Origin of the sequence: Pseudomonas sp. s4, assembly GCF_046764235.1 — a bacterium.
Taxonomy (GTDB): Bacteria; Pseudomonadota; Gammaproteobacteria; order Pseudomonadales; family Pseudomonadaceae; genus Aquipseudomonas; species Aquipseudomonas asiatica.
In genome coordinates this window covers 534,095-560,000 of record NZ_CP177209.1, presented here as the reverse complement: position 1 = coordinate 560,000, position 25,906 = coordinate 534,095, and the positions used below count along the sequence as shown (strand labels likewise).

General features: G+C 62.9%; 26 protein-coding genes. 10 read left to right on the top strand and 16 right to left on the bottom strand.

Annotation, left to right across the window (positions count from 1 at the left end; genetic code table 11):
• Positions 1–238 precede the first annotated feature (238 nt).
• Complete coding sequence (gene tyrS, locus ACK56M_RS02530; RefSeq protein WP_411959245.1) at positions 239–1,438, bottom strand: tyrosine--tRNA ligase; 1,200 nt, start codon at positions 1,436–1,438, stop codon at positions 239–241.
• A gap of 213 nt (positions 1,439–1,651) precedes the next feature.
• Here tyrS and ACK56M_RS02525 point away from each other — a divergent pair, with 213 nt between their 5' ends.
• Both ACK56M_RS02525 and ACK56M_RS02520 read left to right on the top strand, forming a co-directional pair.
• Complete coding sequence (locus ACK56M_RS02525) at positions 1,652–3,073, top strand: peptidoglycan DD-metalloendopeptidase family protein (protein ID WP_015268742.1); 1,422 nt, start codon at positions 1,652–1,654, stop codon at positions 3,071–3,073.
• Positions 3,074–3,077: 4 nt separating this feature from the next.
• Positions 3,078–4,169, top strand: coding sequence for an anhydro-N-acetylmuramic acid kinase (locus tag ACK56M_RS02520; RefSeq protein WP_217190200.1), 1,092 nt, complete (start codon positions 3,078–3,080; stop codon positions 4,167–4,169).
• Between the two features lie 59 nt (positions 4,170–4,228).
• Here the strand turns inward: ACK56M_RS02520 and erpA are convergent, their stop codons facing one another.
• The gene (gene erpA / locus ACK56M_RS02515; protein ID WP_015268740.1) at positions 4,229–4,579 is read right to left on the bottom strand and encodes an iron-sulfur cluster insertion protein ErpA; all 351 of its coding nucleotides are present in this window, start codon (positions 4,577–4,579) and stop codon (positions 4,229–4,231) included.
• Between the two features lie 146 nt (positions 4,580–4,725).
• Positions 4,726–5,760, bottom strand: a complete 1,035-nt coding sequence (gene argC / locus ACK56M_RS02510; protein WP_411959244.1) for an N-acetyl-gamma-glutamyl-phosphate reductase — start codon at positions 5,758–5,760, stop codon at positions 4,726–4,728.
• Positions 5,761–5,901: 141 nt separating this feature from the next.
• Here argC and hemJ point away from each other — a divergent pair, with 141 nt between their 5' ends.
• The 6 genes from hemJ (at position 5,902) to ACK56M_RS02480 (ending at position 10,328) form a co-directional block, all read left to right on the top strand.
• The gene (gene hemJ / locus ACK56M_RS02505) at positions 5,902–6,327 is read left to right on the top strand and encodes a protoporphyrinogen oxidase HemJ (protein ID WP_003258833.1); all 426 of its coding nucleotides are present in this window, start codon (positions 5,902–5,904) and stop codon (positions 6,325–6,327) included.
• A 28-nt stretch (positions 6,328–6,355) separates the two neighbouring features.
• Positions 6,356–7,312: an NAD(P)H-dependent flavin oxidoreductase gene (locus ACK56M_RS02500; protein WP_410952077.1), complete on the top strand. Its 957-nt coding sequence runs from the start codon at positions 6,356–6,358 to the stop codon at positions 7,310–7,312.
• Between the two features lie 67 nt (positions 7,313–7,379).
• Complete coding sequence (locus ACK56M_RS02495; protein WP_013970616.1) at positions 7,380–8,162, top strand: SDR family NAD(P)-dependent oxidoreductase; 783 nt, start codon at positions 7,380–7,382, stop codon at positions 8,160–8,162.
• A 63-nt stretch (positions 8,163–8,225) separates the two neighbouring features.
• Positions 8,226–8,564: a histidine triad nucleotide-binding protein gene (locus tag ACK56M_RS02490; RefSeq protein WP_013970615.1), complete on the top strand. Its 339-nt coding sequence runs from the start codon at positions 8,226–8,228 to the stop codon at positions 8,562–8,564.
• Between the two features lie 65 nt (positions 8,565–8,629).
• A complete protein-coding gene (coq7, locus tag ACK56M_RS02485) occupies positions 8,630–9,277 on the top strand; it encodes a 2-polyprenyl-3-methyl-6-methoxy-1,4-benzoquinone monooxygenase (RefSeq protein WP_015268738.1) in 648 nt (215 codons plus the stop codon).
• Positions 9,278–9,287: 10 nt separating this feature from the next.
• Complete coding sequence (locus ACK56M_RS02480) at positions 9,288–10,328, top strand: hypothetical protein (RefSeq protein ID WP_015268737.1); 1,041 nt, start codon at positions 9,288–9,290, stop codon at positions 10,326–10,328.
• Between the two features lie 116 nt (positions 10,329–10,444).
• Here the strand turns inward: ACK56M_RS02480 and ACK56M_RS02475 are convergent, their stop codons facing one another.
• Positions 10,445–10,873, bottom strand: a complete 429-nt coding sequence (locus ACK56M_RS02475; RefSeq protein WP_013970613.1) for an OsmC family protein — start codon at positions 10,871–10,873, stop codon at positions 10,445–10,447.
• A gap of 191 nt (positions 10,874–11,064) precedes the next feature.
• Here ACK56M_RS02475 and crp point away from each other — a divergent pair, with 191 nt between their 5' ends.
• Entirely contained in the window at positions 11,065–11,709 is a 645-nt protein-coding gene (gene crp, locus ACK56M_RS02470; protein ID WP_012270218.1) for a cAMP-activated global transcriptional regulator CRP, read from the top strand.
• Here crp and ACK56M_RS02465 read toward each other — a convergent pair.
• From ACK56M_RS02465 to ACK56M_RS02450, 4 genes are all read right to left on the bottom strand, one after another.
• Complete coding sequence (locus ACK56M_RS02465) at positions 11,706–12,410, bottom strand: biotin/lipoate A/B protein ligase family protein (protein WP_015268736.1); 705 nt, start codon at positions 12,408–12,410, stop codon at positions 11,706–11,708. The genes crp and ACK56M_RS02465 overlap by 4 nt on opposite strands.
• Before the next feature lie 103 nt (positions 12,411–12,513).
• Complete coding sequence (trpC, locus tag ACK56M_RS02460) at positions 12,514–13,347, bottom strand: indole-3-glycerol phosphate synthase TrpC (protein ID WP_015268735.1); 834 nt, start codon at positions 13,345–13,347, stop codon at positions 12,514–12,516.
• Positions 13,344–14,393 (bottom strand): anthranilate phosphoribosyltransferase, encoded by a 1,050-nt coding sequence (trpD, locus tag ACK56M_RS02455; RefSeq protein WP_013970609.1) that lies wholly within the window; start codon positions 14,391–14,393, stop codon positions 13,344–13,346. The genes trpC and trpD overlap by 4 nt, the downstream gene beginning before the upstream one ends.
• Positions 14,394–14,402: 9 nt before the next feature.
• Entirely contained in the window at positions 14,403–14,996 is a 594-nt protein-coding gene (locus ACK56M_RS02450) for an aminodeoxychorismate/anthranilate synthase component II (RefSeq protein ID WP_015268734.1), read from the bottom strand.
• A 368-nt stretch (positions 14,997–15,364) separates the two neighbouring features.
• Here ACK56M_RS02450 and estP point away from each other — a divergent pair, with 368 nt between their 5' ends.
• Positions 15,365–17,245: an esterase EstP gene (gene estP / locus ACK56M_RS02445; RefSeq protein WP_015268733.1), complete on the top strand. Its 1,881-nt coding sequence runs from the start codon at positions 15,365–15,367 to the stop codon at positions 17,243–17,245.
• Between the two features lie 32 nt (positions 17,246–17,277).
• Here estP and trpE read toward each other — a convergent pair whose 3' ends face one another.
• The 8 genes from trpE to ACK56M_RS02405 all read right to left on the bottom strand — a co-directional run bounded on the left by trpE (position 17,278) and on the right by ACK56M_RS02405 (position 25,904).
• Positions 17,278–18,759, bottom strand: a complete 1,482-nt coding sequence (gene trpE, locus ACK56M_RS02440; RefSeq protein WP_013970606.1) for an anthranilate synthase component I — start codon at positions 18,757–18,759, stop codon at positions 17,278–17,280.
• Between the two features lie 69 nt (positions 18,760–18,828).
• Entirely contained in the window at positions 18,829–19,647 is an 819-nt protein-coding gene (locus ACK56M_RS02435) for a phosphoglycolate phosphatase (protein WP_013970605.1), read from the bottom strand.
• The gene (rpe, locus tag ACK56M_RS02430; protein WP_411959243.1) at positions 19,644–20,318 is read right to left on the bottom strand and encodes a ribulose-phosphate 3-epimerase; all 675 of its coding nucleotides are present in this window, start codon (positions 20,316–20,318) and stop codon (positions 19,644–19,646) included. Before rpe ends, ACK56M_RS02435 begins: the two co-directional genes overlap by 4 nt.
• Positions 20,319–20,536: 218 nt before the next feature.
• The gene (locus ACK56M_RS02425; protein ID WP_015268731.1) at positions 20,537–21,364 is read right to left on the bottom strand and encodes an ABC transporter permease; all 828 of its coding nucleotides are present in this window, start codon (positions 21,362–21,364) and stop codon (positions 20,537–20,539) included.
• Positions 21,365–21,375: 11 nt separating this feature from the next.
• Positions 21,376–22,623, bottom strand: coding sequence for an ABC transporter permease (locus tag ACK56M_RS02420; protein WP_013970602.1), 1,248 nt, complete (start codon positions 22,621–22,623; stop codon positions 21,376–21,378).
• A gap of 154 nt (positions 22,624–22,777) precedes the next feature.
• Positions 22,778–23,812 carry an ABC transporter substrate-binding protein gene (locus ACK56M_RS02415; RefSeq protein WP_015268730.1) on the bottom strand — a complete coding sequence of 345 codons (1,035 nt, stop codon included), beginning with the start codon at positions 23,810–23,812 and terminating at the stop codon, positions 22,778–22,780.
• 40 nt (positions 23,813–23,852) lie between these two features.
• Positions 23,853–24,977 carry an ABC transporter ATP-binding protein gene (locus ACK56M_RS02410; protein ID WP_012270208.1) on the bottom strand — a complete coding sequence of 375 codons (1,125 nt, stop codon included), beginning with the start codon at positions 24,975–24,977 and terminating at the stop codon, positions 23,853–23,855.
• Positions 24,978–25,271: 294 nt separating this feature from the next.
• Positions 25,272–25,904 carry a response regulator transcription factor gene (locus ACK56M_RS02405; protein ID WP_170929296.1) on the bottom strand — a complete coding sequence of 211 codons (633 nt, stop codon included), beginning with the start codon at positions 25,902–25,904 and terminating at the stop codon, positions 25,272–25,274.
• Positions 25,905–25,906 lie beyond the last annotated feature (2 nt).

The window sequence follows — 25,906 nt, the reverse complement described above, 5'->3', positions numbered from 1 at the left end:
CTCACAGGAATAATTGGCCCGAAACAAACGGTAGGAGCAGCCTTGTGCTGCGAAGCGCCGCGCGGGCGGCGCTCGATCTCACAGGCGCCAGAAAACCCAAGACAGCCACCTCTCAAAGCCAATGCCATCTCAAGACAGGCACCCGGCAGCCCTGACACAACCAACAACCAACAACCCAAAAACAAAGCGGGGAGGCCTACCGACCTCCCCGCTTTTACATAGCTACACCTACCGGCTATCACTCAGCCTTGAGGGTAACCCGAGCAAACGACTTCTTGCCCGCCTGGCACACATGGGTTGCACCCAGCGCAAACACGAAGTCACGATCGACCACCGCGCCATCAACCTTGACCGCACCACCACTCAGCAAATCACGCGCCTGAGCCGAGTTCTTCACCAGGCCAGCCCGGTTCAGCACGGCAGCAATTGGCAGGCTTTCAGCCGCAGCCACTTCGACCTCCGGCAGATCTTCCGGCAACTCGCCCTCCTTCATGCGGTTACCCGCGGCACGGTGAGCATTGGCCGCAGCCTCCTCGCCATGGAAGCGTGCAACGATCTCTTCCGCCAGCTTGATCTTGATGTCGCGTGGATTTGCGCCATTGGCGACGTCGGTACGGAACTGCTCGATCTCTTCCATGGAACGGAAGCTCAGCAGCTCGAAGTAGCGCCACATCAGGGTATCCGGGATCGACACCAACTTGCTGTACATAACCCCCGGTGCTTCCTGGATACCTACATAGTTACCCAGCGACTTGGACATCTTCTTCACGCCGTCGAGCCCTTCGAGCAGCGGCATGGTCACGATGTTCTGCGCCTCCTGGCCATAGGCGCGCTGCAGTTCACGCCCCATCAGCAGGTTGAACTTCTGGTCAGTGCCACCGAGTTCGACATCAGCCTTCAGTGCCACCGAGTCATAGCCCTGCACCAGCGGGTACAGGAACTCGTGGATGGCAATAGGCTGGTTGGTGGTGTAGCGCTTGTCGAAGTCATCGCGCTCGAGCATGCGCGCCACGGTGTACTGCGACGCCAGTCGAATGAAATCAGCCGGAGTCAGCTTGTCCATCCAGGTGGAGTTGAATGCAACCTCGGTCTTGCCCGGGTCAAGGATCTTGAACACCTGCTGCTTGTACGTCTCGGCGTTTTCCAGCACCTGCTCGCGGGTCAGCGGCGGGCGCGTGGCGCTCTTGCCGCTCGGGTCGCCGATCATGCCGGTGAAGTCACCGATCAGGAAGATGACCTGATGCCCCAGATCCTGGAACTGGCGCAGCTTGTTGATCAGCACCGTGTGCCCAAGGTGCAGGTCAGGCGCGGTCGGGTCGAAGCCGGCCTTGATGCGCAGAGGTTGGCCGCGCTTGAGCTTCTCCACCAGTTCCGACTCGACCAGTACTTCTTCCGCGCCGCGCTTGATAAGCGCCAGCTGCTCTTCAACCGACTTCATAGACAAACCCGCAAGGCTCAGATTCAGGGGGAGCCAACCATACAAGATCGGCCGTCAATTACAAGTTTCGCAAAGGAATGTGACCCGAGCCCGGGCTTGCGGCGTCTACGCGCCCTTGCGTGAAAATGGTTTTGGTTATATTTTATACAGTTATTTCATCTTCATCATGTCATTCATCTTTTCCATTTCACCTTTTTCAAAGTCACCTTGCCCATGACCAACGAACCGCCTAAAGCGCCCCCGCTTTATCCGAAAAGCCATCTGTTGGCCGCCAGCGGCATAGCCGCCCTGCTCAGCCTGGCCCTGCTGGTATTTCCTTCCAGCGAAGTGGAAGCCAAGAAAACCACCCTCAACCTCGAGCTGGAGAGCCCTGCCGAGCAGTTGAAGGACGAATCCCGCGCTGCGCCGCTGGTGCAGGCAGAAGGTGAGCAAGGCTCACCATTCGCCCAGATCGAAGAGGCCGCCCCCGAGACCCAGAAGGCCGAGCAGGAAGCCCCTGCGGCCGAACCGGTCGTCGAAGCTGCCAAGCAGCCCAGCCACCGTGAAGTCACCGTGGCCCGTGGCGACACCCTTTCCACACTGTTCGCCAAGGTCGGCCTGCCGAGTAACGCGGTGCACGACCTTCTGGCCAGCAACAAGCAGGCCAAGCAGTTCAGCCAGCTCAAGCATGGCCAGGTGCTGCAGTTCGAGCTTGACAAGGACGGCCAGCTGGCCAGCCTGCACAGCAAGGTCAGCAACCTCGAAACCATTCGCCTGACCAAGACCGACAAGGGCTATACCTTCAACCGCGAGATCAGCAAGCCGGTCGTGCGTACCGCCTACGCCCACGGTGTGATCAAAAGCTCGCTGTCGGCCTCGGCCCAACGTGCCGGCCTGTCCCACAGCATGACCATGGACATGGCTCGCGTGCTGGGTTACGACATCGATTTCGCCCAGGACATCCGCCCGGGCGATGAATTCGACGTGGTCTACGAGCAGAAGGTGATGGACGGCAAGGTCGTCGGTACCGGCAACATCCTCTCCGCGCGCTTCACCAACCGCGGCAAGACCTACACCGCCGTGCGCTATACCAACAAGCAGGGCAACACCAGTTACTACACCGCAGATGGCAACAGCCTGCGCAAGGCATTCATCCGCACCCCGGTCGACTTCGCCCGCATCAGCTCGCGCTTCTCTGCCGGCCGCAAGCATCCGATCCTGAACAAGATCCGTGCCCACAAAGGCGTCGACTACGCCGCCCCACGCGGCACTCCGATCAAGGCAGCCGGTGACGGCCGCATCGAACTGGCCGGGCGTCGCGGTGGTTACGGCAATACCGTGATCATCCAGCACGGCAACCGCTACAAGACGCTGTATGGCCACATGCAGGGCTTTGCCAAGGGCATCAAGACCGGCAGCTCGGTCAAGCAGGGCCAGATCATCGGCTACATCGGTACCACCGGCTTGTCCACCGGACCGCATCTGCACTACGAGTTCCAGGTCAACGGTGTGCACGTTGACCCGCTGAGCCAGAAAGTGCCGATGGCCGACCCGATTGCCAGGAACGAACGCCAGCGTTTCCTGCAGCAGAGCCAGCCCTTGATCGCCCGCATGGATCAGGAAAAGGCCACCCTGCTCGCAGCGAACAAGCGCTAAGCACATGGCGCTATACTTGGGGGTGATGTCCGGCACCAGCCTCGATGGCCTGGACATTGCCTTGATCGAACAAGGCGAGCAGCTCGAACTGCTCGCCACCCACTACCTGCCCATGCCCGGCGACCTGCGCCAGGAACTGCTGGGCCTTTGCAGCAGCGGCCCTGACGAGATCGCCCGCGCTGCACTGGCGGAAAACCGCTGGGCCAGCCTGGCAGGCGAAGGCATCTGCCAACTGCTGGCCAGGCAAGGACTGCCGGCCGGAGCCATCCGCGCCATCGGCAGCCACGGCCAGACCATTCGCCACGAACCTGCACGCGGCTTTACCGTGCAAATCGGCAACCCGGCGCTGCTGGCCGAGCTTACCGGTATCAGCGTGGTCGCCGACTTCCGCCGCCGCGATGTGGCCGCCGGCGGCCAAGGTGCGCCACTGGTGCCGGCCTTCCATGAAACCCTGTTCAGCCATCTGGGCCAGCGCCTGGCAATTCTCAACGTGGGCGGCTTCAGCAACCTCAGCCTGATCGAACACGACAAGCCAGTCCACGGCTTCGACTGCGGCCCGGGCAACGTGCTGCTGGATGCCTGGATCGAACGCAAGCGCGGCCAGGCCTACGATGCGGATGGGGCTTGGGCTGCCTCGGGCTTGGTGCAAGCCGGCTTGCTCAGCGCACTGCTGGCCGACCCGTTCTTCGCCGGAATCGGCCCGAAGAGCACCGGTCGCGAAGTATTCAACCTGCCCTGGCTGGAAGGTCACCTGGCCCGCCTGCCCGCTTACCGCGACGAGGACGTACAGGCAACTTTGCTGGAACTGACCGCACGCAGCATCATCGACTCGTTGAGCAACGCCCAGCAAGGCACCGAAGCGCTGCTGGTCTGCGGTGGCGGTGCGCGCAACGGCGCCCTGATGGCACGCCTTGGCCAGTTGCTGCCCGACGCCCGTGTCGCCAGCACCGGCGCCCATGGCGTGGACCCGGACTGGGTCGAAGCCATGGCCTTCGCCTGGCTGGCCCACTGCTGCCTGGAAGGCATCGCTGCCAATCGCCCTAGCGTGACAGCGGCCAAGGGCCTGCGCGTACTCGGCGCAATCTACCCGGCCTGAACGTTACGCCAGAAAGCAAAACGCCGCGCAATTGCGCGGCGTTTTCGTATGGCCAGGCCTCAGATCGAGAACGAGGAGCCGCAGCCACAGGTGGTGGCAGCGTTCGGGTTCTTGATCACGAAGCGCGAGCCTTCCAGACCTTCCTGGTAATCCACCTCGGCGCCGGCGAGGTACTGGAAGCTCATTGGGTCGACCACAAGGGAAACACCTTCGCGCTCGACGATGGTGTCGTCTTCAGCCACGTCTTCATCGAAGGTGAAGCCATATTGGAACCCCGAGCAGCCACCACCGGTGACGAACACGCGCAGCTTCAGACGATCGTTGCCTTCCTCGGAAACCAGGTTCTTCACCTTTTGCGCAGCGCCGTGGGTGAATTCCAAAGCGGTGGGGGTGAAGGTTTCGACGCTCATGTTGATTCTCCCGGCGTGGTAGCCGCCATAAAACTCGATGACGCGCATTATCCGCTTTCCCGAGAAAATCGGTCAAGAATTGTGCGGCTTTAGTCGCGACCTATAAAAAGGCCCGCACGACGCGGGCCTTTTTGAACGCTGGCGGCTTACGGCAGCAGGCCCGCGTGTGACAAGCCCATGCGCTCATCCAGGCCGAACAGGATGTTGAGGTTCTGCACCGCCTGGCCGGACGCGCCCTTGACCAGGTTGTCGATCACCGACAGCACCACCACCAGGTCACCACCTTGCGGGCGATGAACGGCAATGCGGCAGACGTTGGCGCCGCGCACACTGCGGGTTTCCGGGTGGCTGCCAGCCGGCATCACGTCGACGAACGGTTCATCGGCGTAACGCTTCTCGAACAGCGCCTGCAGGTCGACCGAGATGTCGGCGACGGTAGCGTACAGGGTTGCATGGATACCACGGATCATTGGCGTCAGGTGCGGCACGAAAGTCAGGCCGATATCCTTGCCAGCGGCCAGGCGCAGGCCCTGGCTGATTTCCGGCAGGTGGCGATGGCCCTTCACTGCATAGGCTTTCATGCTTTCGCCGGCCTCGCAGAACAGCGAGCCCACCGCCGCACCACGGCCAGCGCCGCTGACACCCGACTTGCAGTCGGCGATCAGGCGCGACGGGTCGGCCAGGCCAGCTTCCAGCAGCGGCAGGAAGCCCAGTTGGGTAGCAGTCGGGTAGCAACCCGGCACAGCGATCAGGCGCGCCTGGCGAATCTTCTCGCGGTTGACTTCAGGCAGGCCGTATACCGCGTCCTTGAGAAGCTCTGGCGCACCGTGCGGCTGGCCGTACCACTTGCCCCACTCGGCAGCGTCCTGCAGGCGGAAATCGGCCGACAGGTCGATCACCTTGGTACCGGCCGCCAGCAGTTCGCCAGCCAGGGCGTGGGCAACACCGTGCGGGGTGGCGAAAAACACCACGTCGCAGGCTGCCAGGGTCTTGCTGTCCGGCACGCTGAACGCCAGCCCGTCATAGTGGCCGCGCAGGTTCGGGTACATGTCCGCCACTGCAACGCCCGCCTCGGAGCGCGAAGTGATGACCGCCACTTCGGCCTGTGGATGCTGTGCCAGCAGACGCAACAGTTCGACGCCGGTGTAACCCGTGCCGCCGACGATACCGACCTTGATCATAACGCTTGCCCCTTATCAACGAGCCGTCTGGAAAGCGCACGATAATAGGGGCGCAAGGCGCCTGTAACAACTCTTCGGGTGACCCTTCGGGCGCTTGACCACTACTATCTGACGACCGTGAATACCTGAAGGAACTCCCCCATGCTTTACCTATGGATCAAAGCGCTGCATATCGTCAGCGTGGTCTGCTGGTTCGCCGGCCTGTTCTACCTGCCGCGGCTGTTCGTCTACCACGCCCAAAGCCAGGACAGCATCAGCCAGGAACGCTTCGTGACCATGGAGCGCAAGCTGTTTCGCGGCATCATGAACCCGGCGATGATCGCCACCTACGTGTTCGGCGCGTGGATGCTCTATCTCACGCCCGGCTGGCTCAGCCAGGGCTGGCTGCATGCCAAGCTGACCCTGGTCATCCTGCTGACCGTCTACCATCACATGTGCGGCGCCCAGCGCAAGCGCTTCGCCAGCGGCAGCAACACCCGCAGCCACGTCTACTATCGCTGGTTCAACGAAGTGCCCGTGCTGTTCCTGCTGGGTATCGTAATTCTGGTGGTGGTCAAACCGTTCTGACATAGCCACCCGCTCAAGGAGCCTTGCCATGTCGTTACCTGCCTCCCTCGAACAACGCCTGCGCCTGCCCGTGGTTGCCGCACCGATGTTCCTGATCTCCAACCCCAGGCTGGTACTGGCCTGCTGCTCCAGCGGCGTGGTCGGCAGCTTCCCGGCCCTGAACCAGCGCGACAGCACCGGCTTCAAGGCCTGGCTGGAGGAAATCGAGGCAGGCCTGGCACAGCTGCAGGCGCCAGCACCCTATGCCGTCAACCTGATCGTCCACCCGACCAACCCGCGCCTGCAGGCCGACTTGGCGTTGTGCGTGGAACACCGCGTGCCGATCGTCATCACCAGCCTCGGTGCGGTGAAGGAAGTGGTCGATGCCGTGCATGGCTACGGTGGCCTGGTGTTCCACGATGTCACCACCCGCCGCCATGCCGAGAAAGCCGCCGAAGCCGGTGTCGATGGCCTGATCGCCGTTGCTGCAGGCGCAGGCGGCCATGCGGGCACCTGGAGCCCGTTCGCCCTGGCCGCAGAGATTCGCCAGTTCTTCGACAAGACCCTGCTGCTGGCCGGTTGCCTCAACCACGGCCACGAGATCCTCGCCGCGCAAATGCTGGGTGCGGACCTTGCGTACATGGGCACCCGCTTCATCGCCACCGCAGAAAGCCAGGCCCCGAGCGCCTACAAGCAGATGCTGCTCGACTCCCATGCCGCCGACATCGTCCACACCCCGGCGGTGTCCGGCGTCCCCGCCAGCTTCCTGCGCCCGAGCCTGGAACAGGCCGGCTATGACATGAACGCCATCAAGGGCGGCCATGAGCAAGGCAAGCTCAAGCCGATCGACGACGAAGCCAAGGCCTGGAAGACCGTGTGGTCGGCGGGCCAGGGGGTCGGCGGTATAGACGACCTGCCCAGCGCCAGCGCGCTGATCGGACGGCTGCATGACGAGTACCGGGACGCCCTGGAGCGCTGCCAGGCCCTGCGCGCCCGTACCTTGTAGCAAAAGGCAACACCTTGACTGGCCAAGCTGTACACTAGGCGCCCTCTTCAGCCCCCAGGAGCCTTGCATGACCCGTTACGCCATGATCACTGGTGCTTCCAGCGGCCTGGGCCTCGCCCTGGCGGAAGCCCTGGCGCGGCGCGGGCGCAACCTGATCCTGGTGGCTCGCCAGCGTGAAACGCTGGAGCCGGTGGCCATCGAACTGACCCAACGCTTCGGTGTCGAGGTGCTATTCCGCGCCTGCGATCTCAGCCAACCGTTACGCCTGTCAGGCTTCGTGCTTGAACTGGAGGAAGGCGAGCGACGTATAGACCTGCTGGTCAATTGTGCCGGCCTGCGCACCTACGGGCCATTCCTGGCCCATGAGTGGGCGGACGAGCAGGACCTGCTGGAAGTCAACGTGCTGGCCCTGAGCCGCCTGTGCCACGCCATCGGCAACCTGATGGCCGTGCAGGGCGGTGGGCAGATCCTCAATGTCGCCGGCCTGGCCGGGGTGGCGCCTGGCCCGTGGATGGCCGCCTATGCCGCTAGCAAGGCCTATGTACTGAGCTTCTCCCAGGCCTTGCGTGAAGAACTCAAGCGCACCGGCATCAAGGTTTCGGTACTGTGCCCAGGCCCGGTGCACTCCTCGCGCCGGCGCATTCCGCGGCTGGATGGCAAGCCACGCTGCCTCAGCCCTGAGGAAGTTGCGCTGTACACGGTGCGCGCGCTGGACAAGAACCGCGCGCTGATCATGCCCGGCCGGCGCAACCGCTGGCTGGCGTTCGCCCCGCGTCTGCTGCCGCGCTGGCTGGTGCGCAAGCTGGCCGGTGCCATCCACCGCCGCTATTGCCCGGTTGGTATGGAATAGCTACTGGGCGAGCGGCGCCCGGCTGAGTACACTCGGCCCGACCCTCACCATGGAGCAAGTGTTGTGGACGATTTATTCATCAAGATCATCAACCGGGAAATCCCGGCGAAGATCATCTACGAGGACGACCAGGTTCTGGCGTTCCACGATATCGCCCCCCAGGCGCCCGTGCATTTTCTGGTCATCCCGAAAAAGCACATCCGCACTCTCAATGACTTGACCGAGGAAGACAAAGGCCTGGCTGGTCACATCTTGTTCACCGCCCAGCGCCTGGCCAAGGAACTTGGCTGCGAAGAAGGCTTCCGCGTAGTCATGAACTGCAACGAGCAAGGCGGCCAGACCGTCTACCACATCCACATGCACGTGCTTGGCCAGCGCCAGATGCACTGGCCACCGGGCTGATCCACGGCAAGCGACCCTGCCACTATTGCGGTAAACTGTCGGGCACATTCTTGCGGAGGTGCCCGATGGCTACCGAACGTCACTACTCGCCGCTCGACCGCTTGTTGCTGCAGGCCGATACCGCCATGCGCACCTTGCTGCCCTTCAGCGGCCAACCCACCCGCCCTTCGCCGGCCATCGTCCAGCCGGACGTCGACCTTGACGAACAGCAGGCCCGCCATGTTGCCGGGTTGATGCGTATCAACCACACCGGTGAAGTCTGCGCCCAGGCGCTGTACCAGGGCCAGGCCCTGACCGCCAAGCTGCCCGAAGTGCGCAAGGCCATGGAACACGCCGCCGAGGAAGAAGTGGACCACCTGGCCTGGTGCGAACAGCGCATTCGCCAACTGAACAGCCACCCCAGCGTGCTCAACCCGTTGTTCTACGGCATGTCGTTCGGTATCGGTGCACTCGCCGGGCTGGTCAGCGACAAGGTCAGCCTTGGCTTCGTCGCCGCCACCGAGCATCAGGTGTGCAAGCACCTCGACGAGCACCTGGAGCAGATTCCGCAGGAAGACGAAAAGTCCCGGGCCATCCTCGAACAGATGCGCGTCGACGAGGAACAGCACGCCGAGTCTGCACTGGAAGCCGGCGGTTATCGCTTCCCTGCCCCAGTCCGTTTTGGCATGAGCCTGTTGGCCAAAGTCATGACCAAGAGTACCTACCGTATCTGAAGGCATCACCATGACGGACCGTTTCGACGCCAAGGACCTGGCGCGCGCCGTGCAAGCCGGCATTCTCCAGCCAGGCCAGGACCAGGCCCTGCTGGCGTTCCTGCGCCAGCGACCAGCACAGCGTGGCAGCTTCCAGCTGGCCCATGTCGCGTTCTACTTCGGCGCCATGCTGATCATGGCAGCCATGGGTTGGTTGCTCACCGAAGCCTGGATGCGCATCGGCGACTGGGCGCTGCTGCTCATCGCCAGCCTCTATATTCTGCTGCTCACACTGTTCGCCGTTAACCTGCAACGGCGCGTACAGCCCGTCGCGGCCGGGGTGCTGGCGGCGGTGGCGGTCAGCATCGTGCCGTTGGCGGTGTTCGCCATCGAACGGCTGGTCGGCTGGTGGCCAATGGATGATGCGCAGGCGAACTATCACCAGTACTACACCTACGTGCAGGGCGGCTGGCTGGCAATGGAAGCAGCCACGGTACTTGCCGGACTGTTGATGCTGAGGCTGATCCCCTACCCGTTTATCGTCATGCCGATTGCCGTCGCCCTGTGGTTCATGTCGATGGACTTGAGCGAATGGTTCTTCGGCTCGCCATTCAGCTGGGAACAGCGCCGCGAGGTTTCGCTGTGGTTCGGTCTGGGCTTGCTGGTGTTTTTTGTTGGTGTGGACGGCCGCACCCGCGAAGACTATGCCCACTGGGGCTACCTGGCCGGGCTGGCGGCATTCTGGGGCGGGCTGACGCTGGTGGACAGCGGCAGTGAGCTGGGCAAGGCCCTGTACTGCCTGATCAATATTGCCCTGATGGGTATGGCGGTGCTGTTGCGCCGGCCGGTGTTCATGGTGTTCGGGGCGTTGGGTGTGGCGGCTTACCTGGGGTACCTGTCGTACGAGGTGTTTGCCGACTCGCTGCTGTTCCCGGTGGTGGTGACCCTGATCGGGCTGGGGGTTATCGGGCTGGGGCTGGTTTACCAGAAGCGGCGGGAGCGGTTGAGCCGGGTGATGCGCGATTGTTTGCCGGGATGGGTGCGGGCTGCGCTGCCGGCGCTTCGCAGCTGAAATTGCCAGGGCCGCTCCGCGCCCCATCGCGACAGAAGGCCGCTCCTACAGGTGGTACGCGATCCCTTGTAGGAGCGGCCTTGTGTCGCGATGGGGCGCAAAGCGGCCCCAAAATGTCAGCCTTGACCCAGCTCTACAATCTCGTACCCGTGGGAAATCTCAACCCCGGCACGCTCGAGCATGATCGAAGCCGAGCAATACTTCTCCGCCGACAGCTCCACCGCACGCTTGACCTGGGCTTCCTTGAGCCCACGCCCCTTCACCACGAAGTTCATGTGGATCTTGGTAAACACCTTCGGGTCTTCGCTGGCACGCTCGGCCTCCAGGAACGCCTCGCAGCTTTCCACCGCCTGGCGCGACTTCTTCAGAATGCTGACCACGTCAAAGCTGCTGCAGCCACCCAGGCCCAGCAACAACATTTCCATCGGGCGCACGCCCAGGTTACGGCCACCGGCCTCGGGCGGGCCGTCCATCACGACGACATGGCCGCTCCCCGATTCGCCGAGGAACATCGCCTCACCGGCCCACTGGATACGTGCCTTCATCTACCCGGACTCCTGATTTACGAAAAAGGGTGTCAGCTTAGACCTTGTACGGCTGTGGGAAAAGTACGAGTCATGTCGGTTTAGTACCGAAACATCCTGTAGTGTCTGATAAGCTGGCGCCAAATGACTGGCGCGCTCCGCCAGCCAACCTTTATATAAAGCCTATGCGTCATATCGAACAGGATTTCGTGATGGTTGCTTCCGCCCTACCCGCCAAGATCAAGAACATCGACAAGCTGCTGGTGCACTGCCAGCGCCGTCGCTATACCGCCAAAAGCAACATCATCTGCGCCGGCGACCGGGCCGAGACACTGTCGTTCATCATCAAGGGTTCGGTCACCATCCTCATCGAGGACGATGACGGCCATGAAATGATCATCGCCTACCTCAACAATGGCGACTTCTTCGGCGAGCTGGGCCTGTTCGAACCAGTCGAAGGTGAACAGCAGCGCAGTGCCTGGGTGCGCGCCAAGACCGAATGCGAAGTGGCCGAAATCAGTTATGAGAAATTTCGCGAACTCGCGCGCCAAGACCCGGAAATCCTTTATGCCTTGGGCAGCCAGATGGCCCAGCGCTTGCGCAACACCACGCGCAAGGTCGGCGACCTGGCGTTCTTCGACGTTACCGGGCGTGTCGCACGTTGCCTGCTGGAGCTGTGCAAGCAACCCGACGCCATGACCCACCCCGATGGCATGCAGATCAAGATCACTCGTCAGGAAATCGGCCGCATCGTCGGTTGCTCGCGGGAAATGGTCGGCCGCGTCCTCAAGGACCTTGAGGAACGCAGCCTGGTGCAGGTCAAAGGCAAGACCATGGTGGTCTACGGTACCCGCTAGTCTCTGGGCAGGTCGGTCAGCACCTTGGCATAGGCCTGCGACAGCCGCTCGAACCATGGGGCCGCGGGCGCCACTTCGTGCAGGGCGATGTGCGCATCGGCACGGCAGCGCTGCTCCAGTTCGCAGCACTCATTGAAGCGGTTGACCGCAGCCACCATCGAATCACGCTCGTTGTCCAGCAGCAACGCACCGTGCACCAGCACCACCGGGCGCTTGCCACCCAGCCCCTGGCGCCAGCGCTGGGCGGTGCCGACCAATTTGCGGCCATTGAGGTTGACGTTGTAACGGCCATCGCAGAAGGCACCGTCGATTTCGCCCACCGATGCCACCCCACCCCACTCGCGCAGCACGTCGCATAGCGGCAGGCACAAGCGCTCGTAGGCGTTTTCGATACGGCCGTGGTCTCCTTCGCTGCGGGGGGCAACATAGACCAGGGCTACGTTCACCGTGGAGTGTGACTGCGGCACCGGTTCGCCGCCGGTTTCGCGCAGCAGCACCGGCCAGCCGGCAATCGCCAGCTCCGCGCAGGCGGCTTCGAAGTTTTCCAGACGGCTCATGCGCCGGGGCATGACCAGGGCGTGGTCGGTCGGGCGCCAGAACAGCACGCCACTGTCGCACTCCCCGCGGCAGACGGCGGCCAGCAATTCCTGTTCGGCGTGCAGGCCTTGTTCTACGGTCAGGGTCAGGGGTTGATCGGTCATTGATCCACCTATGTCTTTTTTTACCGGCCTCTTCGAGGGCTCGCCCGCGAAGAGGCCATTGCAGGCATACAAAAAAGCCGGCAATAACGCCGGCTTCATTCGATCAGTCCAGTTGCTGAACAGTCTTCTTCACCTGTTCCGGGAAGAACAACCGCTGCAATTCAAGCCCTGGCTGCTCGGCGCGCATGAATGCCTCACCTACCAGGAACGAGTAGACCTCATTGATCGCCATCAGCTCCACATCGGCCCGGTTCAAGATGCCGCTCTCGGTAATCGCCAGGCGATCACGCGGAATACGCGGCAGCAGGTCGAGGGTGGTTTCCAGGCTGACCTCGAAGGTGTGCAGGTTGCGGTTGTTCACCCCCACCAGCGGTGTATCCAGGGTTTTCAACGCGCGCTCCAGCTCATCGCCGTCGTGCACTTCCACCAGCACGTCGAGGCCGACATCCTTGGCCGTGGCCGCCAGTTCAGCCATCTTCACGTCATCCAGCGCCGACACGATCAGCAGTACACAGTCCGCGCCCAGGGCCCGGGCCTCGACGATCTGGTACGGGTCGACCATGAAGTCTTTGCGGATCACCGGCAGCGACACCGCCGCGCGGGCCTGCTGCAGGTACTCGTCGGCGCCCTGGAAGTAATCCACATCGGTCAGTACCGACAGGCAGGTCGCCCCGCCCTTCTCGTAGCTGACGGCGATTTCCGCCGGCACGAAATGCTCGCGAATCACGCCTTTGCTCGGCGAGGCCTTCTTTATTTCGGCAATCACCGCCGGCTGCTTGCGTGCGGCTTGCTCGATCAGAGCCTTGGCAAAACCACGCGGGGCGTCGGCAGCCTTTGCAAGGCCCTCCAGTTCGGCGAGGCTGACGCGCGCGCTGCGCTCGGCCACTTCCTGAAACTTGCGGGCAATGATCCTTTCCAGCACCGTCGGCACACTCATGCTTCGTTCTCCACCTTGAATACTGCAGTAAAGGCACCCAGCTCCTGCAGCTTCTCCCAGGCCAGCCCGGTGTGCAGTACGTCGTGGGCCAGTTCCACACCGGCTTTCAGGCTCATGGCATGGTCAGCGGCATATAGCGCCGCGCCGGCATTGAGCACGATCATCTCGGCGGCCTTCTGGCCGTTTTCGGTCTTGCGTCGGCCCAGTGCATCGCGGATCAGCTCCAGCGACGCCTGCGGGTTCTCGACGGCCAGGCCGTGCAGGCTCTGGCTCTTCATGCCTAGGTCTTCCGGCTCTACCCAGTATTCGGTGATTTCGCCATTCTTCAGTTCGGCGACGAAGGTCGGTGCAGCCAGGCTGAACTCGTCCAGGCCGTCTTTCGAGTGCACCACCAGCACGTGCTTGCTGCCCAGGCGCTGCAGCACTTCAGCCAACGGGCGGCATAGGGTCTGGGCGAATACACCGACCACCTGGTGCTTCACCCCGGCCGGGTTCGTAAGCGGGCCGAGCATGTTGAACAGGGTGCGCAGCCCCAGGTCGCGACGCGGGCCGGCTGCGTGCTTCATGGCCGAATGATGGCTTTGCGCGAACATGAAGCCGATGCCCAGGCTATCGATGCAGCGGGCCACCTGGGTGGGCGTCAGGTTCAGGTAGATACCGGCGGCCTCCAGCAGGTCGGCACTGCCGCTCTTGCCCGATACCGCGCGGTTGCCATGCTTTGCCACGGTGCAACCTGCCGCCGCCAGTACGAACGACGAGGCGGTGGACACGTTGAAGATGTTGGCGCCATCACCGCCGGTACCGACGATATCGACCACGCCATCGAGGCTCTGCAGTTCGACCTTGTCTGCCAGCTCGCGCATCACCGACACCGCACCGACGATCTCGTCGATGCTTTCGCTCTTCATGCGCATGCCCATCAGGAAGGCGCCGATCTGCGCTTCGCTGCACTGGCCGGTCATGATCTGGCGCATGACGTCGCGCATTTCTTCGGTAGAAAGGTCCAGCTGACCGACGATACGGCTCAACGCACTCTTGATATCCATGTTCGATCCTTAGCGGCGGCCGCCGGTCTGCTTGAGGAAGTTGGCGAACAGTTCGTGGCCCTGTTCGGTCAGGATCGACTCGGGGTGGAACTGCACCCCTTCGATATTCAGCGTCTTGTGGCGCAAGCCCATGATCTCGTCGACCGAGCCGTCAGCATGGGCGGTCCAGGCGGTCACTTCCAGGCAGTCGGGCAAGGTTTCGCGCTTTACCACCAGCGAGTGGTAACGGGTAACGGTCAACGGGTTGTTGAGGCCGGCGAACACGCCCAGGTCACGGTGATGTACCGGGCTGGTCTTGCCGTGCATCACCTGGCGGGCACGTACCACATCACCACCAAAGGCCTGGCCGATGGACTGGTGGCCCAGGCATACGCCAAGGATCGGCAGCTTGCCGGCAAAGTGCAGGATGGCCTCGATGGACACGCCCGCCTCGCTCGGCGTGCACGGGCCTGGAGATACGACGATGCGCTCGGGATTGAGGGCTTCGATCTGGGCAATGGTCATTTCGTCATTGCGAATGACCTTTACATCGGCACCCAGCTCGCCAAGGTACTGAACGACGTTGTAAGTGAATGAGTCGTAATTGTCGATCATCAGTAACATCGGGTTAAACCTCTTGAATCTACTGACTTCAAAATTCGAACCTTCCTGCTTCTGCCAAAGGCGCAGCTTGGCCATTCAGGGGCGGTAGTCAGGAAGGCAAACGGGGGCGGGCCGGACGGGCCGGCAGGGGATAAAGTCAGGCGCGCCAACGCCAACGGGCGTGGGCCTTGATAACGCGCATCAAGAGTTTGCTGACGATCAACACAGGATAGGTCTCGCTCATACGTTCCGGCACAGTAGCCTACCGGGGCGGCGGGCGCAATATGCCCGTAAACACGGGGAAACGAATGGACTTGGGAGGGATGCACTGCGATTTGCTAAGGTCGATGGGGTTGTCCTGATAAAAACAAAGAAAAGGATGTTCCCTGATGCGAAAAGCACCGTTATTGCGCTTTACCCTCGCCTCATTGACGTTAGCCTGCAGCCAGGCCTTCGCGACACCCTCGCCCTACTCCAGCATGATCGTGTTTGGTGACAGCCTCAGCGACGCCGGGCAGTTTGGCGGGGTGCGCTTCACCAACCGCGATGCCAATGGCAATTATGCGCCAGTGTCACCGATGATCCTGGGCGGGCGGCTCGGTGTGAGCCCGACCGAGCTTGGCCCTTCCACCTCACCGGTCAATCCGGTGCTGGGCCTTCCCGACGGCAACAACTGGGCAGTCGGTGGCTACACCACCCAGCAGATCCTGGACTCGATAACCAGTACCTCCGAAACCGTCATCCCGCCAGGGCGACCCGGCGCCGGGCTGGTACTGCGTGATAAACCGGGCTACCTGGCCAACGGCCTGCGCGCCGACCCCAACGCGTTGTATTACCTGACTGGCGGCGGCAATGACTTCCTGCAAGGCCTGGTCAACAGCCCGACCGATGCCGTGGCCGCCGGCGCCCGCCTGGCCGCCAGCGCCCAGGCCCTGCAGCAAGGCGGCGCCCGCTACATCATGGTCTGGCTGCTGCCCGACCTCGGGCAAACACCGAACTTCAGCGGTACGCCGCAACAAAACCCACTGTCGCGGCTATCCGGCGCGTTCAACCAGTCGCTGCTCAGCCAACTGGGGCAGATCGATGCCGAAATCATTCCGCTGAACATCCCTGTGCTGCTGAGCGAAGCGCTGGCCAGCCCCGAGCAGTTCGGCCTGGCCAGCGGCCAGAATCTGGTCGGCACCTGCTACAGCGGCGAAGGCTGTGTGGGAAATCCCGTGTATGGCATCAACGGCGCCACGCCAGACCCGACCAAGCTGCTGTTCAACGACTCGGTGCACCCGACCATTGCCGGCCAGCAACTGATTGCCGACTACGCCTATTCGATCATCGCCGCCCCCTGGGAACTGACCTTGCTCCCGGAAATGGCCCACGCCAGCCTACGCGCTCACCAGGACGAACTGCGCAACCAGTGGCAGACACCCTGGCAGGCAGTTGGCCAGTGGCAGGCCTTCGTTGCCACCGGCGCACAGGACCTGGACATCGACGGCCAGCGCAGCGCGGCCAGCGGCGACGGCCGCGGCTACAACCTGACTCTGGGCGGCAGCTACCGCCTGAACGATGCATGGCGCCTGGGCCTGGCCGGAGGCGTGTACCGGCAGAAGCTGGAAGCCGGCGCACAGGACTCGGACTACAAGCTGGACAGCTACCTTGCCAGCGCCTTCGCCCAATACCGCCAGGACCGCTGGTGGGCCGACGCGGCGCTGACCGCCGGGCACCTGGACTACAGCGACCTCAAGCGCACCTTCGCCCTTGGCGTGAACGACCGCAGCGAAAAGGGCGACACCAATGGCGAGGCCTGGGCGATGTCGGGGCGACTGGGCTACAACCTGGCAGCCGAGAGCAGCAGCTGGCAGCTGGCGCCGTTCATCAGCGCCGACTATGCGCGAGTGAAGGTGGATGGCTATGACGAGAAGACCGGGCGCTCGACGGCGCTGGGTTTCGATGACCAGGAACGTACATCACGCCGTTTGGGCGTGGGGTTGCTGGGTAGCGTGCAGGTGCTGCCAGGTACTCGGCTGTTCGCCGAGGTGGCGCAGGAGCACGAGTTCGAGGATGACCAGCAGGATGTGACGATGCACCTGACCAGCCTGCCGGCGAACGATTTCACCCTGACAGGGTATACGCCGCACAGCGACCTGACCCGGGCGAGCCTGGGGGTGAGCCATGAAGTGGTGGCGGGGGTGCATTTGCGCGGCAACTACAACTGGCGCAAGAGTGATGAATTGACGCAGCAGGGAGTGAGCTTGGGCATCAGCGTCGACTTTTGAATTGATGGGGCCGCTTTGCGGCCCCGATCAACTTATTTGGCGGAAGTCTGCTCAGCCAACGCCACCGCGCGGAACATCGCTCGGCGCTTGTTGATGGTCTCTTCCCATTCCAGCGCCGGCACCGAGTCGGCAACGATGCCACCCCCGGCCTGCACATGCAGCTCACCGTCCTTGATTACCGCGGTACGGATGGCAATGGCGGTATCCATGTTGCCGTTCCATGCGAAGTAACCGACGGCACCACCGTAAACCCCACGTTTGACCGGCTCCAGCTCGTCGATGATTTCCATCGCACGAATTTTCGGCGCACCCGACAGCGTACCGGCCGGCAGTATCGCCCGCAGTGCGTCCATCGCCGTCAGCCCTTCGCGCAGCTGGCCAGTGACGTTGGACACAATGTGCATCACGTTGGAGTAACGCTCGATCACCATCTTCTCGGTCAGGCGCACGCTGCCGGTCGAGGACACGCGCCCGACGTCGTTACGGCCCAGGTCGATGAGCATCAGGTGCTCGGCAATTTCCTTGTCGTCCGACAGCAGGTCGTCTTCCAGCGCGCGGTCGGCCTCTTCGGTAGCACCACGCGGGCGGGTGCCGGCAATCGGGCGTACGGTGACCAGGTTGTCCTCGACGCGTACCAGCACCTCGGGCGAGCTGCCGACCACATGGAAGTCGCCAAAGTTGAAGAAGTACATGTACGGCGTCGGGTTGAAGCAGCGCAGCGCGCGGTACAGGTCGATAGGCGCCGCCTTGAAGTCGATCGACATGCGCTGCGACGGCACCACCTGCATGCAGTCACCAGCCAGGATGTATTCCTTGATGCGGCCGACGGCGTTCTCGTAATCCTCGCGGGTATAGCTGGAGCGGAATTCCGGCTCGGCAGCCTGCGGGCCACTCAGGTCCAGGCCACGGCGTGGAGTGATCGGCTGACGCAGGGTTTCAAGCAGGCCTTGCAGGCGTGCCTGGCCCTGTTCGAAAGCCTGCTCTTCCGCCGGGTCGACCAGCACGATCGCGTGCATCTTGCCCGCCAGGTTGTCGAACACCACCACCGCATCGGACACCATCAGCAGGATATCCGGCACACCCAGCGGGTCCGGGTTGGGGCTGGCGCCCAGGCGCTTTTCCACATAGCGCACGCAGTCGTAGCCGAAGTAGCCGACCAGGCCGCCGTTGAAGCGCGGCAGGCCAGGGATATCGGCGACCTTGTAACGGTCCTTGAAGGTTTCGACGAAGGCCAGCGGGTCTTCGACATCGTGGCTTTCCACCTCCACGCCATCCTGCAGGATGCTGACGTGGTAACCGTGCACACGCATCACGGTGCGCGACGGCAGGCCGATCATCGAGTAACGGCCCCATTTCTCGCCGCCCTGCACCGATTCGAGCAGGTACGAGTTGGGCTGGTCGGCCAGTTTCAGATAGATCGACAACGGCGTGTCGAAGTCGGCCAGGGTTTCGCAGGCCAGGGGAATGCGGTTGTAGCCGGCAGCGGCCAGGCGCAGGAATTCTTCGCGGGTCATGGGTAGCCTCGTGGCAAGCAGCAATAGGTCAGGCAAACGGACGGGCCGGCACGCGCCGGCAGGCTGAAGTCAGGCGCGCCAACGCCAACGGGCCAAGGCCTTGATGACTTTCATCCAGAATTTGCCGGTAACCGCCACGGTGGACTCTCTGTCTTGTGAGGCTTGAAGGTCCGCCAACGTTATCCCAGTGGCCGGGTCTGCGCAACCGGGCAGCAATGCACGCAGGTCGTCGATCACCAGACTGGGGGATTCGTCGTGGATCGGCCGGCCATGGTTGTAGCCGTAGGTCAGGCCGACGCACTGCACGCCAGCCGCCTTGGCCGCCAGCACGTCACTGCGTGAATCGCCGACAAACAGCGACTGCTGCGGGGTGACACCGGCCATCTGCATGACGAACAGCAACGCCGCAGGGTCGGGCTTTTTCTGCGGCAGAGTGTCGCCACCGATGATCCAGCGGAAGTAGTTGCCGATCTTCATCTGGTCCAGCAGCGGGCCAACGAAGCGCTCGGGCTTGTTGGTGATCAGAGCCATCTCCACGCCCTGCTTGCGCAGCCAGCGCAGGGTGTCCTGCACACCGGGGTAGACCACGGTCAGTTCGTGGCTTTCGGCATAGGCGTCCATGAACAGCGCCAGCGCCTGGTCGGCCAGCGCATCTTCCACGGCAGCGTGGTCGATGCCGCCGGCCAGCGCCCGGCGCACCAGCACCTGGGCACCGTTGCCCACCCAGTGGCGCACCGCCTCCAGGCCGGCAGGCGGGCGCCCCAGTTCGAGCAGCATGCGGTCCACGGCGGCGGCCAGGTCTGGCACGGAATCGATCAGGGTACCGTCCAGATCGAACATCACCAGCCTGGGCAGCGTCCCGGGGAACAGCTGCTCGAAGCCGCTCATGGGCGGGCCTGAGCCAGTTCGGCGCGCATCCTGGCGATTACTTCCTGGTAATCCGGGGCGTTGAAGATCGCCGAGCCGGCCACGAAAGTGTCGGCGCCAGCGGCAGCGATTTCGCGGATGTTGTTGACGTTGACGCCACCGTCGATTTCCAGGCGGATATCACGGCCGCTGGCGTCGATCAGCGCACGCGCCTCGCGCAGCTTGTCGAGGGTGCCAGGGATGAACTTCTGCCCGCCAAAGCCCGGGTTGACGCTCATCAGCAGCACCATGTCGATCTTGTCCATCACATACTTCAAGGCATCCAGGCTGGTGGCCGGGTTGAACACCAGACCGGCCTTGCAACCACCGTCCTTGATCAACTGCAGAGAACGGTCGATGTGCTGCGAGGCTTCCGGGTGGAAGGTGATGTAGGTGGCACCAGCTTCGATGAAGTCGCCGATGATGCGGTCGACCGGGCTGACCATCAGGTGCACGTCGATCGTGGCGGTGACGCCGTACTTGCGCAAAGCGGTGCAGACCATCGGACCGATGGTCAGGTTGGGGACGTAGTGGTTGTCCATCACATCGAAGTGGACGATGTCGGCACCCGCGGCCAATACCTTGTCGACGTCCTCGCCCAGACGGGCGAAATCGGCGGAGAGAATGGAGGGGGCAATAGCGTAGGGCTGCATGGCGCACCTGTTGGCAGAATCACGGTGGCGCGCATTGTAACCCAGGGAAGCGGATGAAGGCTGATTAGCATCAACCTGTACCGGCCTCTTCGCGTCTGTAGGAGCAGCCTTGTGCTGCGAAGAGGCCGGTAGGGCCGAAGAATAGCTTTTGTCTTACCGGCCTCTTCGCAGCACAAGGCTGCTCCTACAAGGGTAATGCGCAGGCCTTGAGCTACTAATCAAGTCGGCTGCTGGGTCCTCAGCTTCTCGCTACGCCCACGCAACCATTCCAGGGTCAGCAGCAACACTACCGAGAAGGCAATCAGCAAGGTCGCCGCCGCGGCAATGGTCGGGCTCAGGTTCTCGCGAATACCACTGAACATCTGTCGCGGCAGGGTCGCCTGCTCCGGCCCGGCCAGGAAAAGGGTCACCACTACTTCGTCAAACGACGTGGCAAAGGCGAACAACGCCCCCGAAATCACCCCGGGCGCGATCAACGGCAGGGTTACCCGGCGGAAAGTCAGCAGTGGCGAGGCGCCCAGGCTGGCTGCCGCACGCACCAGGTTGTAGTTGAAGCCCTGCAAGGTCGCCGACACGGTAATGATCACGAACGGCACGCCGAGTACCGCATGCACCAGAATCAGCGAGGTGAAGCTGTTGCCCATGCCCAGCGGGGCGAAGAACAGGTAGCTGGCCACACCGATGATCACCACCGGCACCACCATCGGCGAAATCACCAGCGCCATCACCAGCGACTTGCCCGGGAAGTCGCCACGGGTCAGGCCGATGGCCGCCAGGGTGCCGAACACCATGGCCAGCACCGTGGCTGCCGGGGCGACGATGATGCTGTTCTTCAAGGCCCGCATCCACTCGGCCGAACCGAAGAAGTCCTGGTACCACTGCAGCGAGAAGCCCTGCAGCGGGTACACCAGGAAGCTGCCACTGTTGAACGACAGCGGCACTATCACCAGGACCGGCAGTATGAGGAACAGCAGGATCAAGCCGCAAAGAATGCGCAGGCTGTAGAACCACACCCGCTCCACGGGCGACATGTAAGGGCTCAGCATGACAAGGCTCCTCAGCTCAGGCGCAGGCGGCTGGCGCCGACCAGCCAGCTATAGATCAGGTACAACAGCACGGTCGCCAGCAGCAACAGCCCGCCAAGCGCGGTGGCCATGCCCCAGTTGATGCTGGTGTTGGTGTAGAAGGCCACGAAGTAGCTGACCATCTGGTCATTCGGGCTGCCCAGCAGTGCCGGGGTGATGTAGTAGCCGATGGCCAGAATGAACACCAGCAGGCAACCAGCGCCAACCCCGGCGTAGGTCTGCGGGAAGTAGACCCGCCAGAAACTGGCGAACGGGTGGCAGCCCAGCGAGATCGCCGCACGCATGTAGCTCGGCGAAATGCCCTTCATCACGCTGTACAGCGGCAGGATCATGAAAGGCAACAGGATGTGCACCATCGAGATGTACACGCCGGTGCGGTTGAACACCAGTTCCAGCGGCTGGTCGATGATGCCCATGGCCATCAGCGCGCTGTTGATCAGGCCGCCCGACTGCAGCAGCACGATCCACGCCGCCACCCGCACCAGGATCGAGGTCCAGAACGGCAGCAGCACCAGAATCATCAGCAGGTTGCTCTGCCGGGTCGGCAGGTTGGCCAGCAGGTACGCCAGCGGGTAGGCCAGCACCAGGCAGATTGCGGTAATCACCACACCCATCCACAGGGTGCGGGCGAAGATGTCCAGGTAAATGGCCTGGTCCGGGGTGGCCTTGGCCAGTTCGCCAAGGTCATCGATACGGTGGTCGAGCGAAGCCAGCAGGTAGAAAGAGGTGACCGTACTGGTGTTGCGGCGGATTGCCTGCCAGTAGGCCGGGTCGCCCCAACGCTCGTCGAGAGCCTGCAAGGCATCTTTATACGAAGCGGGTTCGCTCTTGAACGGCAGCGCCCGCGCGGTCTTTGCCAACAGGCTGCGGTAACCGGCGAGCTCCATGTTCAGGCGCTTGGAAAGGTCGCCCAAGGTCTGGTTCTTGCGCGATTCGGCCAAATCCTGGCTCAACGCCTTGTAAACGTCCTCGCCCGGCAGGCTCTTGCCATCCCACTGGGTGATGACGCCAACGGTGCGCGGCAAGCCGCCAACCACTTCCGGGTTGCCGACGCTCTTGTACAGCAGCGCCGCAATAGGCACCAGGAACACCAGCAGGAGAAACAGCGCCAGCGGCGCGATCAACGCCTGCGCCTTCCAGCGGTTGACCCGCTCGGCATGCTTGAGGCGCTGCTTGAGACTTGGACCTGCGCCTTCTTTGAGGGGCACTGCAATGGCCATGGCGAACTCCGCGATACGAACTGAAAATGGGGCTGCTGCGCAGCCCATCGCAGGCAAGCCAGCTCCTACAGATACTGCGCTGGCTCTAGAGCGGCCCCCTGTGGGAGCTGGCTTGCCGGCGATGGGCCGCAAAGCGGCCCCCTACACTGGTCGTTTACTTCTTCGCCGCCCAGGCGTTGAAGCGCTGCTCCAGCTGCTCGCTGTTGTCGGCCCAGAAGGCCACATCGATCTGCACCTGGTTGGCGATGTTTTCAGGCGTGGTCGGCATGTCCTTCTTCACAGCGTCCGACAGCAGGCTCACGGCCTTGGAATTGGCCGGGCCGTAGGCGATGTTCTCGGAGTAGGTCTTCTGCTGCTCTGGCTGCACGCTGAAGGCGATGAATTTCTTCGCTTCCTCGACATCCTTGGCACCTTTCGGGATGGCCCAGGCATCGAAGTCGTAGATGCCGCCGTTCCACACCACCTTCAGGTTGCTCTCTTTCTGCACCGCAGCGATGCGGCCGTTGTAGGCAGAGCTCATGACCACGTCACCCGAGGCCAGGTACTGCGGCGGCTGGGCGCCGGCTTCCCACCACTGGATGCTTGGCTTGAGTTCGTCGAGCTTCTTGAAGGCGCGGTCCACGCCCTCTTTGGTGCCCAGCACCTGGTACACATCCTTCGGCGCCACACCGTCGGCCATCAGGGCGAATTCCAGGGTGTACTTGGCGCCCTTGCGCAGGCCGCGCTTACCCGGGAATTTCTTGGTATCCCAGAAATCGGCCCAGCTGGTCGGTGCGGTCTTCAGCTTGTCGGCGTTGTAGGCCAGCACCGTGGACCATACGAAGAAGCCAACACCACATGGCTGAATGGCACCCGGCACATAGTCGGCCTCATTACCGAACAGGGCCGGGTCGAGTTCTTCGAACATGCCCTCGTCACAGCCACGGGCCAACTCTGGCGACTCCACTTCCACCAGGTTCCACGACACGCTCTTGGTGTCGACCATGGCTTTGACCTTGGCCATCTCGCCGTTGTACTCGCCTGCGATGATCTTGCCCTTGCCGGCCTTCTCCCACGGTTCGTAGAACGCCTTCACCTGGGCCGCCTTGTTGGCACCACCAAACGAGACAACAGTCAGGTCTGCGGCCATGGCCTGGCCAGCGGCGAACAGCCCCAGGGCCAGGGCGGTCAGTTTCAACTGCTTGCGCATTATTATTCTCTCCACAGTACAGGGTTGGTGAAGCAATCCATCAATGGGCTTCGGCAATCGGATCGAGCGCGCGGGCGTGCTCCACCTCCCAGCCCAGCGGTACCACATCGCCCACGGCCAGGGCCGGGTCGAGCTCGGCAATCGGCTGTTTCACGAAGAAATCGCCCTTGCCGCAAACTTCCAGGCGCACCCGCACGTGGTCGCCCAGGTAAATGAATTCCGCCACCCGGCCCGAGAAACGGTTAACACAGCTTTCGCTGTGGCCATTCAGGCGCACGCGCTCCGGGCGGATCGACAGGGTCACCGGCTCGCCGGCCTGGCCGACATTCACCGCCAGCGCCTCGACCCGCTCGCCACGCGGCAACTGCACCTGGCAGCGCTTGCCATCACTGGCCAACAAGGTGCCGTTGATGCGGTTGTTCTCGCCGATGAAGTTGGCGACGAAGGTGTTGCAGGGTTCTTCGTACAGCGTGCGCGGGTCGGCGATTTGCTGGATTTCGCCCTGATGGAACACGGCCACCCGGTCGGACATGGTCAGCGCTTCGCCCTGGTCGTGGGTCACGTACACCACGGTCACGCCCAGGCGCTGGTGGATGTGCTTGATCTCCATCTGCATGTGCTCGCGCAGCTGCTTGTCCAGCGCGCCCAGCGGTTCGTCCATCAGAACCAGCTGCGGCTCGAACACCAGTGCCCGGGCCAGGGCCACACGCTGCTGCTGGCCGCCGGACAGCTGGCCGGGGTAACGCTTGGCGAAGGCATCGAGCTGGACCATGTTCAGCACCCGCTTGACCCGCTCGCTGATGTCGGTCTTGCTCAGGTTGCGCACGGTCAGCGGGAAGGCCAGGTTCTCGGCCACGGTCATGTGCGGGAACAGCGCGTAGTTCTGGAACACCATGCCGATGTCGCGTTTGTGCGGCGGCACGTTGTTGATCGAACGCCCGGCCAGCTGGATTTCACCGGCGGTGGGGGTTTCGAAGCCAGCCAGCATCATCAGGCTGGTGGTCTTGCCCGAGCCGGACGGGCCAAGCAGGGTAAGGAACTCGCCCTTGCGAATATCCAGATTGAGGTCTTTGACGATCAGCGACTCGCCGTCGTAGCTCTTCTGCACACCACGGAAGCTGACCAGCGTTTCGCTGGTTGCAGCGTTCGACTTCGCCTCGCTCATGCCTGCACCTTCTTGTTGGATGACTGCGTAGGCATAGACTAGACAAGCGGCAAGCGCCGGAAAATCGGGGGTGCTGAGAGAATGCCATCATCCGGATGGAAGATTTGTTGTAGGGATTCCCCTACAAAGATGGCGGGTTTGGAATGCTCATCCGAGCCACCCGCCCAACCTGTGGGAGCGGGCATGCCCGCGAAGGGGCCGGTTCAGCCATAGAGATCGGCATGTCAGGCCCTTTCGCGGGCACGCCCGCTCCCACAGGGACCTCGGCAAGTTCCGAGAACAGGCATGTCGCAATCAGACCAGCTTGTGCTCCATGGCGTACTTCACCAGCTCAGCCAGCGAGTTCACTTTCAGCTTCTGCATCAGGCGCGCCTTGTGGGTGCTGATGGTCTTGCTCGACAGCGCCAGTTGCTGGGCGATGTCGTTGACGTTGGCGCCCTGGGCCAGGCGTTCGAACACCGAAAACTCCCGCTCGGACAGCAGCGTGTGCAATGGCCGCGACTCCGTCAGGCCCACTTCGAAGACCATGCGGTCGGCCAGCGCCGGGTCGATATAACGCCCGCCAGCGGCAACCCGGCGAATTGCGGTCAGCAACAGCGCCGGGTCGCTGTCCTTGGTGGCATAGCCCGCCGCCCCGGCCTTCAGCGCCCGCGCCGCCATCTGCGCTTCATCGTGCATCGACAGCATCAGGATCGCCGGGGCGTCGTGCAACGCGCGGATCCGCGGGATCGCCTCCAGGCCATTCACACCCGGCATCGAGATATCCAGCAGCACCACCTCGCACGGCGTGTGCCGCAGGGTTTCCAGCAACTGCTCACCGTTACCGGCCTCCCCCGCCACCTGCATGTCCTTGGCCAGGCCAATCAACTGCTTGATGCCCTCACGGACAATGGTGTGGTCTTCGGCCACCAGCACTCGAATCACGATCG

Bases quoted from the DNA above. Each gene is read 5' to 3' on its own strand.
- tyrS (WP_411959245.1), bottom strand. From the start codon at position 1,438: ATGAAGTCGGTTGAAGAGCAGCTGGCGCTTATCAAGCGCGGCGCGGAA.
- ACK56M_RS02525 (WP_015268742.1), top strand. From the start codon at position 1,652: ATGACCAACGAACCGCCTAAAGCGCCCCCGCTTTATCCGAAAAGCCAT.
- ACK56M_RS02520 (WP_217190200.1), top strand. From the start codon at position 3,078: ATGGCGCTATACTTGGGGGTGATGTCCGGCACCAGCCTCGATGGCCTG.
- erpA (WP_015268740.1), bottom strand. From the start codon at position 4,579: ATGAGCGTCGAAACCTTCACCCCCACCGCTTTGGAATTCACCCACGGC.
- argC (WP_411959244.1), bottom strand. From the start codon at position 5,760: ATGATCAAGGTCGGTATCGTCGGCGGCACGGGTTACACCGGCGTCGAA.
- hemJ (WP_003258833.1), top strand. From the start codon at position 5,902: ATGCTTTACCTATGGATCAAAGCGCTGCATATCGTCAGCGTGGTCTGC.
- ACK56M_RS02500 (WP_410952077.1), top strand. From the start codon at position 6,356: ATGTCGTTACCTGCCTCCCTCGAACAACGCCTGCGCCTGCCCGTGGTT.
- ACK56M_RS02495 (WP_013970616.1), top strand. From the start codon at position 7,380: ATGACCCGTTACGCCATGATCACTGGTGCTTCCAGCGGCCTGGGCCTC.
- coq7 (WP_015268738.1), top strand. From the start codon at position 8,630: ATGGCTACCGAACGTCACTACTCGCCGCTCGACCGCTTGTTGCTGCAG.
- ACK56M_RS02480 (WP_015268737.1), top strand. From the start codon at position 9,288: ATGACGGACCGTTTCGACGCCAAGGACCTGGCGCGCGCCGTGCAAGCC.
- ACK56M_RS02475 (WP_013970613.1), bottom strand. From the start codon at position 10,873: ATGAAGGCACGTATCCAGTGGGCCGGTGAGGCGATGTTCCTCGGCGAA.
- crp (WP_012270218.1), top strand. From the start codon at position 11,065: ATGGTTGCTTCCGCCCTACCCGCCAAGATCAAGAACATCGACAAGCTG.
- ACK56M_RS02465 (WP_015268736.1), bottom strand. From the start codon at position 12,410: ATGACCGATCAACCCCTGACCCTGACCGTAGAACAAGGCCTGCACGCC.
- trpC (WP_015268735.1), bottom strand. From the start codon at position 13,347: ATGAGTGTGCCGACGGTGCTGGAAAGGATCATTGCCCGCAAGTTTCAG.
- trpD (WP_013970609.1), bottom strand. From the start codon at position 14,393: ATGGATATCAAGAGTGCGTTGAGCCGTATCGTCGGTCAGCTGGACCTT.
- ACK56M_RS02450 (WP_015268734.1), bottom strand. From the start codon at position 14,996: ATGTTACTGATGATCGACAATTACGACTCATTCACTTACAACGTCGTT.
- estP (WP_015268733.1), top strand. From the start codon at position 15,365: ATGCGAAAAGCACCGTTATTGCGCTTTACCCTCGCCTCATTGACGTTA.
- trpE (WP_013970606.1), bottom strand. From the start codon at position 18,759: ATGACCCGCGAAGAATTCCTGCGCCTGGCCGCTGCCGGCTACAACCGC.
- ACK56M_RS02435 (WP_013970605.1), bottom strand. From the start codon at position 19,647: ATGAGCGGCTTCGAGCAGCTGTTCCCCGGGACGCTGCCCAGGCTGGTG.
- rpe (WP_411959243.1), bottom strand. From the start codon at position 20,318: ATGCAGCCCTACGCTATTGCCCCCTCCATTCTCTCCGCCGATTTCGCC.
- ACK56M_RS02425 (WP_015268731.1), bottom strand. From the start codon at position 21,364: ATGCTGAGCCCTTACATGTCGCCCGTGGAGCGGGTGTGGTTCTACAGC.
- ACK56M_RS02420 (WP_013970602.1), bottom strand. From the start codon at position 22,623: ATGGCCATTGCAGTGCCCCTCAAAGAAGGCGCAGGTCCAAGTCTCAAG.
- ACK56M_RS02415 (WP_015268730.1), bottom strand. From the start codon at position 23,812: ATGCGCAAGCAGTTGAAACTGACCGCCCTGGCCCTGGGGCTGTTCGCC.
- ACK56M_RS02410 (WP_012270208.1), bottom strand. From the start codon at position 24,977: ATGAGCGAGGCGAAGTCGAACGCTGCAACCAGCGAAACGCTGGTCAGC.